Source organism: Nocardia exalbida NBRC 100660 (genome assembly GCF_000308575.1).
Classification (GTDB): domain Bacteria; phylum Actinomycetota; class Actinomycetes; order Mycobacteriales; family Mycobacteriaceae; genus Nocardia; species Nocardia exalbida.
This window is the reverse complement of record NZ_BAFZ01000062.1, coordinates 48,681-65,362: the sequence shown is the minus strand read 5'-3', so window position 1 is coordinate 65,362 and position 16,682 is coordinate 48,681. Positions and strand designations below refer to the sequence as shown.

12 protein-coding genes and 2 pseudogenes are annotated in these 16,682 nt (G+C 62.3%); 9 read left to right on the top strand and 5 right to left on the bottom strand.

Going from position 1 to position 16,682, the window contains the following annotated elements:
• Positions 1 to 430 precede the first annotated feature (430 nt).
• Complete coding sequence (locus ON29_RS33865) at positions 431 to 1,840, bottom strand: HsdM family class I SAM-dependent methyltransferase (protein ID WP_051175245.1); 1,410 nt, start codon at positions 1,838 to 1,840, stop codon at positions 431 to 433.
• Between the two features lie 311 nt (positions 1,841 to 2,151).
• On the opposite strand from ON29_RS33865, the gene ON29_RS15420 reads away from it, so the two are divergent.
• From ON29_RS15420 to galE, 5 genes are read left to right on the top strand one after another with little or no spacing between them, the layout of a single operon-like run.
• On the top strand, positions 2,152 to 2,331 hold the full coding sequence (locus tag ON29_RS15420) for a hypothetical protein (protein ID WP_040866967.1): 180 nt from the start codon (positions 2,152 to 2,154) through the stop codon (positions 2,329 to 2,331).
• Positions 2,332 to 2,338: 7 nt separating this feature from the next.
• Positions 2,339 to 2,881 (top strand): DUF4254 domain-containing protein, encoded by a 543-nt coding sequence (locus ON29_RS33860; protein ID WP_157172795.1) that lies wholly within the window; start codon positions 2,339 to 2,341, stop codon positions 2,879 to 2,881.
• Positions 2,882 to 2,898: 17 nt separating this feature from the next.
• Entirely contained in the window at positions 2,899 to 4,227 is a 1,329-nt protein-coding gene (locus ON29_RS15410; protein WP_040866966.1) for a phosphomethylpyrimidine synthase ThiC, read from the top strand.
• A 1-nt stretch (position 4,228) separates the two neighbouring features.
• Positions 4,229 to 5,257 (top strand): hypothetical protein, encoded by a 1,029-nt coding sequence (locus ON29_RS35385; RefSeq protein WP_040866965.1) that lies wholly within the window; start codon positions 4,229 to 4,231, stop codon positions 5,255 to 5,257.
• On the top strand, positions 5,254 to 6,234 hold the full coding sequence (gene galE / locus ON29_RS15400) for a UDP-glucose 4-epimerase GalE (protein WP_040866964.1): 981 nt from the start codon (positions 5,254 to 5,256) through the stop codon (positions 6,232 to 6,234). Before ON29_RS35385 ends, galE begins: the two co-directional genes overlap by 4 nt.
• A 201-nt stretch (positions 6,235 to 6,435) precedes the next feature.
• On the opposite strand, the pseudogene ON29_RS37080 reads toward galE, so the two are convergent.
• The 4 genes and pseudogenes from ON29_RS37080 to ON29_RS15375 form a co-directional block, all read right to left on the bottom strand.
• Positions 6,436 to 7,182, bottom strand: a pseudogene (locus ON29_RS37080) (DDE-type integrase/transposase/recombinase); the annotation flags it as partial.
• A gap of 216 nt (positions 7,183 to 7,398) precedes the next feature.
• Complete coding sequence (locus ON29_RS15385) at positions 7,399 to 7,731, bottom strand: hypothetical protein (RefSeq protein WP_157172794.1); 333 nt, start codon at positions 7,729 to 7,731, stop codon at positions 7,399 to 7,401.
• Between the two features lie 120 nt (positions 7,732 to 7,851).
• Positions 7,852 to 10,395, bottom strand: coding sequence for a DEAD/DEAH box helicase (locus tag ON29_RS15380; protein WP_040866962.1), 2,544 nt, complete (start codon positions 10,393 to 10,395; stop codon positions 7,852 to 7,854).
• Positions 10,392 to 12,404: a site-specific DNA-methyltransferase gene (locus ON29_RS15375; protein WP_040867006.1), complete on the bottom strand. Its 2,013-nt coding sequence runs from the start codon at positions 12,402 to 12,404 to the stop codon at positions 10,392 to 10,394. The genes ON29_RS15380 and ON29_RS15375 overlap by 4 nt, the downstream gene beginning before the upstream one ends.
• 1,322 nt (positions 12,405 to 13,726) lie before the next feature.
• Here ON29_RS15375 and ON29_RS15370 point away from each other — a divergent pair.
• From ON29_RS15370 to ON29_RS15355, 4 genes and pseudogenes are all read left to right on the top strand, one after another.
• Positions 13,727 to 14,200: a hypothetical protein gene (locus tag ON29_RS15370; RefSeq protein WP_157172793.1), complete on the top strand. Its 474-nt coding sequence runs from the start codon at positions 13,727 to 13,729 to the stop codon at positions 14,198 to 14,200.
• A 294-nt stretch (positions 14,201 to 14,494) separates the two neighbouring features.
• Positions 14,495 to 15,294 (top strand): annotated as a pseudogene (locus ON29_RS15360) (transposase); the annotation flags it as partial.
• Positions 15,295 to 15,394: 100 nt separating this feature from the next.
• Complete coding sequence (locus tag ON29_RS37480) at positions 15,395 to 15,523, top strand: hypothetical protein (RefSeq protein ID WP_281032536.1); 129 nt, start codon at positions 15,395 to 15,397, stop codon at positions 15,521 to 15,523.
• A gap of 319 nt (positions 15,524 to 15,842) precedes the next feature.
• Complete coding sequence (locus ON29_RS15355) at positions 15,843 to 16,250, top strand: protein-tyrosine phosphatase family protein (RefSeq protein WP_040866959.1); 408 nt, start codon at positions 15,843 to 15,845, stop codon at positions 16,248 to 16,250.
• Positions 16,251 to 16,682 lie beyond the last annotated feature (432 nt).

Genomic DNA, 16,682 nt, shown 5'->3' with positions numbered 1-16,682 from the left:
GGCGGCCGGTTCACCCTCACAACTGACATCGAAGTGGAAATCATCCATCCACTGACAGGCCCTGCTGTTCCTTCATGCCACAGCGCATGACTTGTATGTCGATTTCCTCGTCACCGAACACAACCACTCAATACACTAGCTAGGTCAGAAATGGCTTGATCTCTGCTCCGACTGTCGCTGTATGCGCTGGTCGGCGTCATCGACGTCAACTCCGCGGCCTCACAGATGGGGTTCATCGGCAAGCATCGCGAGTTGTATGCGTGACGATGCCCCAGGGATCGGTCGACCGCGAGGGATCGACGGAGTCCCGTCAGTAGCAAGCGGCCAATGCACCGACGGCAAATATCCTCCTGGCCGACAACAATTCTCGCGGCCGACGGCGCTGTCGCCAGGCATACTGCGACATCGGCGGCTCTGCGCACTCCAGTTGTCAACCCTGCCCAACCGGCCACAGGATATCGAGGTTGAAATGCTCTCGGGCGGCCAGCTCGTCGTAATTCAACACACGGAATTGGTTCGACTCGGACCGGCATGCCCTGGGCTGGCCCGGCTTGTATGCCTCGACGAAATCGGCCAGATCCGATTGCCTCAACGGCCGATCCTTGGTGAACAGTGCGCTGCTGCGCAAATTGTAGACCCACAATTTCCGGGTAGCCGGGAACTTGCCACGGGGGCCTGTCTTGTCGAAGAACAGGACATTGGCCTTGATTCCGACGCCATAGAACAGGCCTGCAGGTAGACGGAGCATGGTATGTACATCACACTCGTGCAGCAGTGATCGCCGCACTGTTTCGCCGACACCGCGCGCGAATACCACATTGTCCGGAATGATAACCGCTGCTCGTCCGCCAATACGCAGCAGCGAATACACCTGCTGCACAAAGTTCAGCGCCTGGTTGCTCGTCTCGACCCACCACTGCGGTGCTGTGCCGCCGCCGGACCGCTGTACCGCCTCGGATCCGACCGGCCTGGCGTGCTTCACACCGAAGGGAGGGTCCGACAACACTAGTGACACTCGCTGGCGAGGCCGCTGGGCCACTTGGCCGCGGTGCGCGGTTTGCAGGGCGTATGTCCATAGTTTGCGGGCCGAGTCGTGTTCTTCGATGTCGTAGGCCAGCCAGCCGGCCATGCTTGCCAGGTCGGCGGTGGCGATCCACAGACGTGTTCGAACGTCCGTGGTGCATGCGGCGCCTTCCAGGGCGCGGACTTGGTGCAGTTGGGTGAGTGCCGCGGTCCGGCAGAGTCCGCCGCCGTGCGCGAGGTCCCATCGCCGGAATCCTTCGGTGATGGCTTCGATGGCGTCGATGTCGGCGGATCCGATGTGTGGTCGGGTGACTGGCTCGAGTCGGTCAGGGAGGATGCTGCCCAGCCGGTCGAGTTGCGGGTGAAGATGGGAACCGAGTGCGGCTGCGGTTGCCAGGGTGATGAAGTCTCTGCGTTCCACCCACGTCACCTCCTCGCGGGCCAGATTACTCGCAGTTCCGGAGCCGAACCCGAGTAGCGAGGCGGGGATCTCGAAGGTATCGGCGATTCTGGCGACCAGCTTGGCGCTGGTGAGACGGCGTTCTCCGCGTTCGACGGCTGAGATTCTGGACTGTGTGAGGTCGAGCAACGCGGCCAGCTGAAGTTGTGAGAGGCCGGTTGCTTCGCGAATCAAGGTGAACACGACGCTGAAGTCGTGGTCTGCCAGCGCCGCGAGGATCGTGGGATCGTCGAAGAAGTTGGCGGTGAGCGCGTGCTTGAACCCGGCAGCGCAGGCGCAGTCGGCGCAGAGGTTTCCGGCGTGTTTTGTGGGCAGTGCCGTGCGGCATGTGCGGCAGATACGTCCCCCAGTATTCATATCTCACCTCAGTCGGTTGACCGCAGTTTGTCTCACAGTATGCGGTGGATGGCTTCTACGTGCACAAATGATCCTTTCGCCTGATCCCAGCCAGTTGTGTGCGATGCGCAAGCCCCAGTGGGGCTAGTCCCGTCGGGCGTTGGGACGGCAAGGCGCAGCCGCGAATCTGGGACCAGCACCCGATGCCGGGGCATGCGGTCGAGGCTGTTCCGCCCTTCGGAAGTAATCAGCGACGGGCGGAGCCGGATTCGGACGCTGTGCGACTGGGCCCGGCATCGGCGTGCCCACCCACCGGCTGTCAGGGAGCTGTCGTGAGAATTTCGCAGAACACACGGGATCTGTGGGCCGTGCAGTATCGCGACTGCGCGGTCGAACCTATCGATTTGGATCTGGACCGCGCCCGCTTCATTCTCCACGCTCACGCTGCCCACGGCGGCGGATGTCTTCCCTACCTCGCGGCGATGGCCTACTCGTTCGGAACCGAGGTGTAGCCCGAGCATGCGCACCGAACGCCCCACATCCATACTCGCGCGTTCATCGCAGATGACAGCGGCTGTGCGACAGGGTGTCTCGCTCTCCGGGCCGGATTCTCGGCTGCCTCGGATTCCGGACTGGCACCAGCTCTGCGCGGCTTTCCGCGGCGTGACGGGCCACAACCCGGGCGACCATCTGATCACGCGGTGGGCGCAGGCGATGGCGCATCTGCACCGCACACGCCGCGTCATCTCCGAACGCGCGGCCGAAGTCGACCGACGCCGAGAGGATGTCGTCACGTTGATCGACAACTGGGTTAGCACCCACATTCAGCCACGACGCGGCATCGAACGCATAGGACCGGCAGTGGATGGGCTGGCCGCCGCGTACGTCGATGCCGAACTGACGTTGGCGGCTGCCGAGCACGCGTCCGACCCCGCCGTGCATGAGGCATGGATCCACGTCAGTGCCCTGGCTGTCGACTGGGCTGACCTGATTACCGAAGTCGTCGACGGCCAACCGCCCGCACCGCGGCCTACCGGGCCCACCACTCCGATACGTCCCTGATCGAAAGGACACGCCAAATGTTCACCCTCGCAACAGATCCTCAGTTCATCGCCACCTGTCTGGCCGAAGACCTCGACTCTGACACCGCCGCCCGCCGGGTCGAAAGCGGCACCCTGGTGTTCCTGCGGTCGCACGCGAGCCGGCACATGACGGCCTTCAAACCGCTGCTCGTTGGTGAGGACACCCGCCGCAAAGTCGCCGCTCTCGTCGGACTGGGGCCGCGTGACCGCGACAGGCAGACCATCGTGGAAAGCATGGCGGTCATCCTCGCCGCTGGACCCGACGCTGTCATGGACCTGACCACCAACCCCGAAGGGGTGGCGCTGCGCGCGGATCTGAAGGAAGTCATGGGCGTGCCGCTCGGCGCATGCCTGACATACGACCTGTTCGCTGACCCGCGGAAGAAGCTGAGCCGCAACGAATTCCTGGACCGATTCGAGCTCGGGTTGGCCGCTGGCGTCGACTTCGTCCTCATCCACGCAGGCATCAACCCCGCCCTCGCGCAGATGAGCGAGGAATCCGACCGGATCATGCCCACGACCTCACGAGGCGGCGGGTTGCTGGCCCGCTACATGCGCATCCACCACTGCGACAACCCCTTGATCGAGTACTTCGACGGAATCCTCGACATCTGCCGCCGCCACGAAGTCGTCCTCGACCTCGGCGACATCTTCCGCCCCGGTGCCACCGCCGATGCGGGCGACGACCTGAAATGGCGCGAAATCCAACTGCTGGCCGAACTCCGCAAAGACGCGTTGAACGCCGGGGTGCAGGTGTTGTGCGAAAGCGGCGGGCACATGCCGCTGCACCGCATTCCCGAACTGATCCCCGCCTACAAAGAAGCGCTCGGCGGTGCGCCGCTGTGGCTGGCCGGACCAATGGTCATCGACAACGGCGTCACCCTCGACGACACCGTCAACGCCCTCGGTGTCGCCGCGGCCGGACAGTGCGGCGGCGACATGTTCGCCTCCATCACCCACAACGAGCACTACGCCATGCCCACCGCGCCCGACACCGCCACCTCCATCCGCATGGTCCGTGTCGCCATCACAGCGCTCGACCTCGTACGCGGCTGGGAACCCGAAATCGCACGGCAACGCGCGATCAGCGTGGCCCGCCGCGCCAACGACTGGGACATCCAACAAGGCCACGCCCTCTACCCCGGCCTGGCAGGCAACGCGTTCATCACCCACGGCCTGCGCAAAGGCGCGCCCTGCACCATCTGCGGCTCACTGTGCCCACACATCACCGCGAAAAAGACCCACGAGGAAACACCCGTCCCCGCCCACCAGCCCCGACCCGTCCTGCTGCCCATGCCCACGCCTTCCAGCGAACCGGAGGCATGAGATGGACACCACCACCTTGGCCGAACGCATCACCGCCCGACTCCCCCACGCCAGCGCCGTCGCCCAGGAAGCCCTCGATATCGCCAAAGACCTCCACACGCTCGGGAACTGCGTACCCGCCGACGACTGGCTGATCGTCGGCGGCTCCCTCGCCCGCGGCGAACCCACCTTCATCCGCCACGACGGCAAGCCGCTGCTGATCAGCGACGTCGACCTCCTCTACGTCCACTACGGAGACCACCCCTCAACCCAGATCCACGAACTCGTGTCCCTCGCCGAGAAACACTTCACCACAGTGGATTTGATGACCTTGCCGCTCAGCGACTACCGCGCCATCCAAACCTCCCTCGGGCACGACTTCAAAAACCTCGGCCTGCCCGTCACCGACCGCGGCCTACCCGAACACCACCCCGTCCCCCTCGACGTCCGCGACGCCTACGAAATACTGCTCTACTACACGCAGGCCTACTTCTGGCTCGGCCTCCACGACCAATGGTCCGCCGGAACGGCCTCCACACACTTCCACCTGCTCGTCAGCAGACTGTGCGTGAAGATCCTGCGAGCTACCGCCATGCTCGACGGCGCTTACGCCCACCACGACTTCGGTCGCATGGCGCCGCACCTCGCCGAACAGATGCGCGCCGAGCTGCGCTGGCGAGCCGACCCCAACCAGCCGCCGATGGATCCGGGACGATTCTGGACCTACCTCCATCACGCCTTCACCCGGTTCGACACCGAGTTCGGACAACCCCGCCCCGACGCGGTCAACTACACCCGTTACGCCGTCACCAGCAGCGGTCGAATCGTCGCCCGCCACCACCAAACCGTCCACGCCCTCGCACGCGCCATGGCCGACGCATGGCACACCACACCCGACCCGATCGCGTTGACTACGGTGAAGCAGCGCGCCTGGGAACGCATCACCTGCTGGACCGGCAGCGCACCCCGCGAAAGCCCCGAAGACCATTTCCGGACGCACAAACAGACCATCCACGACCACCTACTCGCCATGAAAGTGCAGGTCAGATGAAAATCCTGGTCACCGGGGGTGCAGGATTCGTCGGAGCCACCGTCACACGACTGCTCCTCGACGCCGGACACACGGTCACCGTCATCGATGACCTCTCCCGCAACGACGACCGCCAGATTCCCCACGACGCCGAGTTCATCAAACTCCGCGTCCACGACATCGCTCAAATTCTCACCCCCGCAGCGGGCTACGACGCCGTCCTGCACTTCGCCGGCCTCATCGCCGCAGGCGAATCCATGCACCACCCCGAATGGCACTGGGACAACAACACCCGCGCCTCCCTCGCCCTGCTCGACGCCATGCGCACCGCCGACGTCAGCCGACTCGTCTTCTCCTCCACCGCTGCCGTCTACGGCGAACCCACCCATCTGCCCCTTGTCGAATCCTCGCCCACCAACCCGGTCAACACCTACGGCGACACCAAACTCGCCATCGACAAGGCCATCACCACCTACACCCGCGCCTCCACGCTCGGCGCGATCTCCCTGCGCTACTTCAACGTCGCAGGCGCCCACGACTGCGGCGACGGCACCATGATCGGCGAACGCCACAACCCCGAAACCCACCTCATCCCCCTCGCCCTCGACACCGCCCTCGACCACCGCGACAAACTCACCCTCTACGGCGACGACTACCCCACCCCCGACGGCACCTGCATCCGCGACTACATCCACATCACCGACCTCGCCCACGCCCACCTCCTCGCCCTCAACAACATCCACCCCGGCGAACACAAGATCTACAACCTCGGCAACGGCATCGGCTACTCCAACCACCAAGTCATCCAAGCCATCCGCGACGTCACCGGAACACCGCTCGACGTCGAAACCGCACCACGACGACCCGGAGACCCCGCAACCCTCTACGCCTCCTCCCAACTTGCACAACGCGAACTCGGCTGGACACCACAGAAACCAGACATCACCGACATCGTGCACGATGCGTGGAAGTTCCACAATCGGCATTCGATGCATTAGGTCCAATGCGTCGGCGCGCAGAGGAACCCGCCGAGCTGGCATCGCGCGCCGCTGGCTGACTGGGCCCCGATTGCAGGTCCGCCGATCATGTGAGTTGCAGTGGTTGGTTGAACCCGGTCGGTGACCATTGCTGCCGGAATGCGGTGGGCTGAGGAAGCTCAGCGATCCGTGTGGCCGGTAGTTGTTGTATTCGATGTGTCAGTCCTCGGCAGGGACCTGGACCGCGGTCAGGGAATGGAATATCTCGCAGGCGAGGAATTCGTCGCGGAAACGCCCGTTGAACGACTCGCAAACCCGTTCTGCCACGGCGATCCCGGCTCGACGAACGCCGCATCGACCCCGGTGAATCGGCACCAGTCGGTCATCTCGTGGGCGGTCATCTCGGTGCCGTTGTCCATGCGGACGTGCTCGGGTTTGCGCCCGGTAGCCGCGATGATCTCGTCGAGCACGTTGATCAGCGCATCGGCCGTACAGGAGCGGAAAGCTCTGATGGCGAGAGCTTCACGGGTGAACTGGTCGACGATGTCGAGGAACCGGATCTGCCGACCGTCGACGGTGACGTCGACCTGGAAATCCAACGCCCACATCTGATCCGGCCTCGACGCCCGCAGCGTTGATGACGGCGGGGGCCGATCAGCAGCACCACGACGGCCCTGCGGCGCCGGTCGGGGCTCACAAGTTTCCCCGCGACAGTTCCTTGAGCATGTCGATGTCGAGGGCTTGTTCGGCGACCATCTTCTTCAGCCGCGCATTCTCCTTCTCCAACTCTTTGAGGCTTTCGGCGTCATCAGATTTCATGCCGCCGTGCTGGTTCTGCCAGTGTCATGTCGCCTCGGCGATCTCGAGATGCTTGCACACGTCCTCGACCGAGAAGTACTCGCCCAGCAGCTTCTCACCTTCGCGCAGCTTGCGGCTGATCTGCTCGGGCGTGTGCCGACGTCGTGCCATGGTGTGATCGTCTCCTCCTGTACCCATTCTGGTGCATCGGAACTCTCACAACCGCTGGACCTGCTCAAAGGGCTCCAGTCGTGGCCCCCATAGCCGTGGCCATCATGTCCGTGCTTGCTCGTGCCGACGATGGGCGGGCGGCATGGACTCCTGTACAACTGCTTCCACAGAGCGATCATTGCGACTGCGACAACCTCAGCGGCCCGCGTCTCAAGCTCATGTAGCGATTTCCGCATCAACCAGGTAGGTGATGACCACAACGACACCGCCGACGACGGGTACGTAGCCGACCCGCCAGCCCCTGGCGATACCTAGCGCGAACCAGAATATCAATGAGCCGATCATCGCCACCTCAGCGCCTGCCCAAGCCACCATCACACCGCGATTGACCCACGGTGTGTAGCAGCCGCGCTGACCGCACGTCGTATTGGAAAGTTCGAAGAATGCGGCCATCAACCCGACCGAGCTCGCGACGAAGCAGAGCAGCACCAGGAAGGCGGCTCCGATCACCGTATCTGCGGAGGAACCGGTGGAGCGGTTTTGAGTCATAACATCAGCATCCGACGCCGCGCTGGGCACCGTGGAAATACTCAGAAACGAGATCTACCCACACGTGGTGGTTCTCAGTGTCGGAAGGTTCGCTGCTGGTAAACGATTGAATCCCGCGCCCTACTTGTAGTCCATCCCCTCCGCCTCGAATATCTTTTCAACCAGGCTCTTGTTCGTGGCACCACCGATCCGGTCAGCGATGCCAGCCACGGTCAGGTCCAAGGCACGCAGGTTGTCGCCGACCCTGATCACCGCGAAGCATCGCCTGACACGGTCCGCGTGATCGTGCGCGTAGCGTGCAAGTGCCGCCCACTTGGCACACGTGTCTGCCAGATCATGCCGGTGCGGATCGACAATGTCCATGACATAGTCCCCGTCGCCGTCGTCATGCCAGAACAAGAAGTCAGGATGCATGAGCAGGTACTTGTCGCCAAACTCATACGGTATGGCGAGGGCGTTTCGCCCCGACGACGGATTTCGGTACCACCCAACGAGTGTGTCGGCCTCAAGTTCGGCCCTGAGCACGGCCTCCTCCCAGGAGGAAACCGATGTATCAACCGGGAATCGTCCTGCGTTGGGCTTCCCGTCCGAGATGACGTAAAGGTGGCGCGGATACGTCGGAATGGGCGCAACAGTGTCGCCCTTGATCTTCTCGGTCGAGGCTGGGTAGACCTCACGAGCTTCGACCGTCGTCGGGTGCATCGGTGACGTGCCCAGGTACCACAGTGGCTCGATTAATTCTCGAACGGTACGTGGCATCCGCGACACCGCGGCGAGGTGCTCGCTTCTCCATGTCTCGATCAATTCGGCAGCCCGCTCCTCCACAACGTTCTTGAAGCCGAGCTGAGCCACCGCGGTCACGCGAACACCGGCATCAACCTCGTCGTAACCGCGTTCGCATAGGTCCTTGAAGTACCAGGATGCTGAACCATCCGGCATCAACCGTTCCGCGCGGGTAAAATAGGCGTCCAAATCACGCTCGGAGGTATCCGCTTCTTCCTCACCCACGCTGAGCATGATCGCGTCGCCATAACTCACTGCGGTGGTATTGACTGTGAGCGCCAGGATGTTCTTGACTTGAGCGTCGATTTCGTCTTGACGCTGGCTGTCGGCGGCGCGCATCTGGTCTACCACCCAGGCACGCGCCTTAGCCGAGGCGCTCGTCACCAGGCCGTGTTCGTTAAGTGCCGCAGCAAGACGCAGCAACTGCTTTGTGCGTGTCGTGAACGTCGCCTTTGGGCGAGTGAACGATGGCAGCGTGTCTAGCAGGTCGAAAACCGCGCCCGGAACCGTCGTGGAGCGCCCACACACCTCGGGCGTGATCATAATCTCGACCTTGACGGTCTCGTCCTCAGTGAGTGCGTTGACAACCCGTACGACGTGTTCGGTCTTGAAACCGGGAAGGTACGCCACAACTTCGTTCAGGCGGTCGTCACCGCCATCGACGCGCTTCGCCAGGGGCGTCCGCACGAGCCGACCGATCAGCTGCGCGATCTCGGTATAGGACTCCTTACCCTGGAACGACACTAGTACCTCTGCGCGCGGGCAGTCCCAGCCGGTCGTCAGAGCGGACTTGAACAGCACCACCTTCGCCTTGTCGTCACCGGCGATCGCTTCGGGCGGCAGATAGCGAATATGTCGGTCACCGACCTTCAGTGGACCGTGTGGATCGCCGAAGGCATGGGCAACCGAGTAATCGGTCAGTTCTGGCCATGCGCTTTCGATTACCGACAGGATTTCGGCCAGGCGCGATTCAGTCACTTTCGCTTCAACCTGAACGACCAGCAGGGGTTCGACGAGTCGATCACCAGTGGCTTCGTGGTGAGCCTTCCATGCCTGATCGGCCGCCCGAAGGTCCTTGACTGCTAGGCCCAGCATGGTGTTGTCCGCGGTCTGTGACTCGGCAATATTCTTTAGAAGGATGCGGTCCTTCAGCAAGCCGGACTCGCGGACTTCGCCTGGCTGTACTTCGGTAAGACGAGGGGTTCGGCCCGCCGCCGCCATGGAGGCGTGGAACTTGTCCGGCGTGGCCGAGATTCCCAGAACAACCGGCGCCGGAGGCTGGTTCGTGCCGATATTCGTCGGCCCGCCATTGACGATCGTGCCAGCGATGGACTTCCGTTCAGTCTTCGTCGTCCCAGATCCGCGATGCGCCTCATCCCAGATGACCAGGAAGTCTGCGCCACGCTCCTTGACGGTACTCGCGATCATGTCCCAGGCACCAAATGTCCTCTTGTCGTTCGAAGTTCCGTCCGCACGTACCGCATGCAGCGTAGAGTTCTTTTGCAGTGCCTGGATGTGCACAAAGTAGATGTAGCCCGGTTCGAGGGTCCGCTCGTCAGTCTCAGCGAGAGATCTCACTCTGTTCACGTCAATGTCGCCGCCCGACGCCTTCGTAATCTTCTCGATCGTTTGGGCATTCAGCGCCCGGTCATCGGTGACCCAAAGCACGGTCAGGTTAGGAATCGGCTCACGATCAGGTGTCCCAAGGTACAGCCCTTCGAGTACAGCAGTCGCGATCACGGTCTTGCCCGCGCCGGTCGGGGCAGTCAAACCGACCGCCGTCAATTCACCGTCCTCGAGATAGCCAGCACGGGCTTTCCCCAGACTGACGAGAATTTTTTCAACGGCCCGGCTCTGGTAGTCCTCCAGCGTGAACTTCATCGAGCCCTCCCGTCGATGTTGATGGTGTAGTTTTTCAGGTAGTCCGCGTATAGCTGCACTGTATCAATACCGACGGGTAGTTGCTCCACCGCAATCTGAAACTCCGTCGTCGAGTCCGTAACGATGAACACGACGAGCGGGACACGGGAACCGGTGGCTGCCTTTGCAACTGCGGCAGCGAACGGCTTCAGGGCGTCGATAGAAAACAGAACTCCGTACGACTCAGTAAGAGCCCACTCAGCCTCGGGTATCTGCTCGATCCGATCGCCCCGAGCACCACCTTCGAGCCACATCAGGGGAGCTACTGCCTCGTACTCCGAACCTCGGCGAACCCTTCCTGGGTCGAGATAGGTCAGAGCGAAGAACTCGACGTTCGCCTCCAATCCCTCCGAGTATTTCGAACCGTCGGGACGCTTGCCTGTTACTACCGTCGAGATACGCGGACGGCAGACATATTCGAAGACGCCACGCGCCTCCCACTCAGGGTCCCCTGGATAAAATCCGGCGGTACGCATCTCCTTGGCTGCCTTCACGCCGACCTCATTGTTGGTGACGAGAATTGATTGACGAGTGCCGCCGTCCTCGGCGTTCAGGCACATAACAGCTTCAGTAGTGGATCCGGAACCTCCAAAAAAGTCAAGAACCACAGCATCCTGCGGTGCAGCAAGCCTAATCCACCGCATAAGGACCTCGTGGTCTTTCGGAAAAGGGAAACGCTTATCTCCCAGAAGTTCCTGCATGCGTTTGCTGACTGACGTTCGCTTGCTGAAGAACACTGACTCTGCTGCCATGGTGTCTGCGTCGTCTAAGTACAACTTGCGGTTGATGTAGGACGTGTGATCAGCGCCGAAAAGAATGTTTCCCTTCGCGATCTCAGACTGCATCGTCGCAGGATCCGCGTATACCCAACCTCGACTAGGGACGCGAACAGGAAGCCCGGTTTTCGGGTGCATGACGTCATACCGAGGCCCGCCACCTCCGGGCCAGGAGACATCCTTCTTGCGAAAGACCCGGCCAGTGTCCTCGTCGAACTCATAGAATCGGTTGTTTACCTTTGCATCGTGACCATCCGGCAAAGACCTGATCCAGGCCTTCATCAACTTGGTGGCCTGCTCTGGACAATGCTTAGACTTTTCCCAGCACTCCCGTGCTGCCGCCAGCATCTCACCGTGCGCTTTGCGAGGCTCGCGCCAGCGCGTGTCACGGGCAGCCAAAGCAGACTCGTCCCGCGCATAGATCAACATGTAGTCCGCACCGTTGGAGACGTAGCGGGAGTCGTTCTTACGGCCGCCCTGCCAAACTACATCTGAGATGAAGTTCGAATCACCAAAAATCTGGTCGAGGAGCATTCGAAGCCGGTGGTGCTCCTCATCACCAATCGCTACGATGATCACCCCTGTAGCCTTCAGTAGATCGCGCGCGATTAGCAGTCGGCGCTCCAGAAAGGAGAGCCACTTTGAAGACTTCCCACGATCATTGGCGTCCACATAGCGGTCGTTATACACCCACCCCTCGTTACCAGTGTTGTAGGGAGGGTCAATGTAGATCAGATCAACCTTCCGCCGATGGGTCGCGCGAAGCGCCTGCAGCACATGGAAGTTCTCCCCATTGATGACTACATGCCACGGGGCATCCTGCGCACCGCGTTCAATGCGTTCGAGTGATCGAAGCCCTGGGTAGATCGGCTCCCCAAACTCGCGAACCACCACGAGCTCGTCGACTGGCCGCTCGCCACCCTCTCCGTCGAGGATCGCCACTGTTCTGGACTGATCGGTGAAGCCGAGAACAGTCCAGATGGCGGTGGTGGATTCATCCCGACAGGTGACGCGGACACCCTTCCGGAGTTTGTAGTTCGTGAGCCGAACGGACTCAGGCAGGTGTCGATCAAAAACCAGCCCGAAGCGGCGCGACCCTCGTAGTAGCTCGACCTCCCGAGCAATCCGGTTTCGGAGGGATTCATCACCAACTCGACCGATCAGCTGATCGAGGATGTTGGTCTCATCCGCCACGCGCTGCACCTCTCCGCACTTCCGACTCTTTTCGCGACCTTGGTACGCAGCCTATCTGGCGTTGGGACAGAGGCCGACCACGGTCGCTGATCGTTTCCGAGTCGTGGAGTGGCGGCGAGTGTGACCAGCCGCCATGATGGGCGGCCTGGGAGGTCTTGGGCTGCAACATCAGAGCGTGAGCGCACGCCGCCTTGGCAGCGTCTTGCAGTCCGCGCACCTGACCGAGCGCGAGCATGTGAGCGTGGACGCCACCAGTGATCCGCACCGAGCGGATCACCGACCCACTGTCATCCTGTCATCAACATCCACCCCGACCAACTGGAAGGATCGACCAGGGGGCCTATGGCGGTCTGAACAAACATCCTGCTCGTAGATTGAACGTACACGTCATCACCGTTCCTGATGGGTCGGTGATCTGGATCTGGCCGGCATGTCCCGACTGTGAACGCGAAACTACTACGATGCTGACTCGCCCCTGCCCCTGAGCGTCATGGTGAGTCCAATGTGGCTCAGAGCTTGAACCCGCCAGAGCTGAATGACGCCCAGCCAACAACGACGGCGTGATCAGAACCTTGTCTAACCGCGCGGGAAGGTAGTGGCAGGACTGCTGTGCGTACACGGCATGGCGGAACCATCGACATCGACAAGGAGAAGGTAGGGTAGCGGCTAGCCCGGCGGCGCGTGCTTCTACCTCACTCGAACAATGGCAAAGTGCCGCCGCCGGGCTACCCTGCCGCACAAGCGGCCCCAGCCGCGCTAAGGTCTCATCCGAGAACGAAGTTAGCTTCAACCACCAGTTGACCGGAACGTAATTCCCAGCTCGAACGGGGACCTATCCGCCCCGGCGGTCCGTGGGCGTCGGATCGACTAGGAATCCGCGATGATCTGGCGTTTCCCAGCTGCCCATGTTTGTGTATCCCGCCAAGGGTCCCAACCTGCAAGAGTCAGCCTTCCACGACCAGTAGTTTTCGCTGGTACAGCACGTGTGCGTAGTGGTCGACTCCCCCTCCGGACACGCAAAACACGCATTCAGTGCATTTATGCACTGAATGCGTGTTTTTTTGTTGCTTCCAGTGTGTGTCCTCGCACATGTTCGGACGTCTTTCGCCCTGTTTCAGGGCATGGGTGCCCCGTTTGGGTGTTTGAAGACTTGCCCGGACACGACCGTGAAGTCGGCAGCGGTTGTCCGCGTCGGGCCCGTGTTCAAGGGGGTTTGTATCGGTTGACCACGCTGGCGGGCGTGTGGATGCTGGAAGAACACTGCCTGCACCCGTGGCAGCGCTGGGGGATTCATCCGATGATCTCGGTCGACGAGGAGATGCGTGAACTGGCCAGTCGATTCCGGGATGTACGGTGGCATCAGCTCCAAGCCCGCCGATCCCGTCGCCGCCCAGCAGCCGGTGTTCCGCCCGTTGCGCAAGCCTGGGCCACCTGTCGCGCCCGCGGGCGCTGCGGCGATGTACTACACCGTTACCACCATCGGCGCCAACGGTCGCTTGGCCGACAGCTCGCCGCTGAAAAAGCTTGGCTGGGGACCGAATCAGGCTGTGTCGATCGAGGTGGTCGATGAGGTGATCGTCGTGACCGAGAGCAGCGAGGGTCCCTATTCGGTGACATCCCAGCATCATCTGCACCTGCCCGCTGAGGTCCGCCGCTCCTACCGCATCCAGTCCGGTGACCGGCTATTGGCTGTCGCCGCGCCCGAACATCGACTCCTGGTGCTCTACCCGCCCACCAGCATGCATCTCATACTCCACCGCCAACATCCACACCTGTGGACTCGCAGAAACCCCTAACCCGGGCTCCCTCGACAACGCAACTGCCGGCCACCACCTGCACACTCGTCCCGGCGACAGCTCGCCGCTGAGGCGACCGAACCGACGGCACAGGACAGCATGAACCCCGACGAGCTACCCGAACCCCTACGACGCACCATCGACCGACTGGAACATATCGTCCTTCACGGCAAGCACGATCGACGGCCCACGCCGACCATCCGCGAATACATCGCCCACGTTTCGGCATCAGTGCCCGCTGGCTCCCGCAACACCTACAGCGGCTACTGGAAGCTGGTCGAACAGGCGTGGGGCGAGGCGGCCGAAAAGGTGGTCGCCGCGCACTCGAGTTGCTGGGCCGCCGCGGGCCCGAAGCGGCAGTCGCTGGTCCGGGAGGAAAGCACCATCAACGCTGGCATGCCATTCACGACCTTCTCGATCAGGGAGTCGGGTTGCTGGATTGCTCACGGCGACTGAGGCTTTCGCTGAACACGGTCAAACGCTACTCCCGGGTGCCCGAGCCGCAGCGGCTGCGCCGCCCAACCCAGTACCGGGCCTGCCTGGTCGACCCCTACCGCGACCACCTGCGCGCTCGCCGCGCCGCCGAGCCGGGCGTCCCGGTGCTGCGGCTGCTCGCCGAGATCACCGAACTCGGCTACACCGGTGGCCAGAACCTGCTCTACCGGTACATCAACCAGGGTCGCCTCGAGGGCGACCGGATCACACCGTCGCCACGGCGGGTGACCCGCTGGATTCTGACCCGCCCGGACAACCTGCCCGACGGACGACGCTCTCACCTGGATGATCTGCTGGCCGCCTGCCCCGAGATGACCGCCTTGGCCGATCTGGTTCGCGAGTTCGCGCAGCTGATGACCGAACGTCGCGGCACCGAGATCGACGCCTGGATCAAGCAGGTTCGAGAGGCTGGTCTCATCGAGCTCGAACCGTTCCTCACCGGCCTCGACCAGGACCACGACGCCGTCGTCGCCGGGCTGACCCTGCCCTACAGCAGCGGACCTACCGAGGGCGTGAACACGAAGACGAAGCTAATCAAACGCCAAATGTACGGCCGCGCAGGCTTCCCCCTGCTCCGACATCGCATCCTGCTCGGATAGCCAGGGCTACCACCGAAAGTGGGACAGAGCCGAAAGTGGGACAGAGCCGATGACTGGACAGACCCAACTCCGTAGTCGGCGGTATCTGTCGAATAGTCCGGTGGATCTGGTTTCGGTCCGCTGGCAGGCCGACCGGGCCGCGATGCTCGAGTTGCCGCCGGTGGATCCGGTCGTCGAGTGGCGGTTGACCACCAGTGGAGTGCTCGGCCCCAGAGTGATGGGCTCCTAGCCGCCGTGCCCGGTCGGATTTCTTTGGAACTCGGTGCCACGCGGAGCGGCGTAGCCGGCACGCCGGAGTCCCGTCGCAAGTAGGCGCATGATCGGCTGCAAGGTCGGTATAGGGTCCGCTACTTCCGATCTTGGCGAGCTTCGCATCGTCGGCGCCGGGGGCTGGTGCCCTATTTCACCGAAACGGCCGCTGGGGTGTGAGCCGGGCTCATACTTGTTCGGCCGGGTGTTCACCACCAAGCTGGCGCGGCTCCACGCTATCCGGCCAGCGTTCGCGCCGCTGATTCCTTGTTCGAGAGCACTCAACCGTGGGAGGCGAAGTGACTGAGTTCGACTTGGAAGGCCAAGGCGAGGATCTGTTCGTGCCGTGGTCGGAGATGGGTGGGGACGAGCCCGATACACCAGACGCATCTCGTGCGGCGCGAGCCAGGATCCACAACGATTACCCCGTCAGCATTGCGATCCTCCGGAGATCCGACGGTAAGTATCGTTACCTTTTCGGTCTGGACTCCGGCGCCACTACCAGCGAGGAATTCTGGGACACCGACGAGGTGTGGATAACGACCCTCTCCGGATTCAAGTGGCTGACGGAGTTCACGTCCGGCGGCGGCTGGACGTTCAAGAACACTCGTAAAGTGTCGCTGGCAGCCGGTACGAACAACGTCAGCCGCTTGCTTGGACTTGTCTCATCGGCGACTGATGGAGGCGAGGCCAAAACACGCCGGTGAGAGTGTGAAGTAGCGGTGTAGGTTGTCGGGCTTGCCGCGTGGGAATTCGGCCCATCAGCTCCAGTGAGCAGCAGACTGGTTCCGGCTTCGCTGATGTGAGGCCGGCCCGAGTGCCGGATTTCCGGCCTATGCGCCCGACAACCACCCGTGAATCGTCCATCGCGCGTTCGGTGAACAGATATCGCGGTCAGTCACACCTGCACGCCCGTGTCGGAAATCGTTCGGTTTTCGGACACTCGATCATCACGTTGGAAGCCGCAGGCGCTGAGGGGTCCGCTGTGTCCAAGAAACGAAGCTGAGCGGTTCGGGCCGTTCACCGGTCGGATCAAGAAGCGAATGATGGCCTGTATGCGACGCGCAAGGCGCTCGGCATCGGTCGCAGAACAGCAGCCACACTTCTTTGAACGCGTCGTGGTCGTGTTTGGCCTCCCA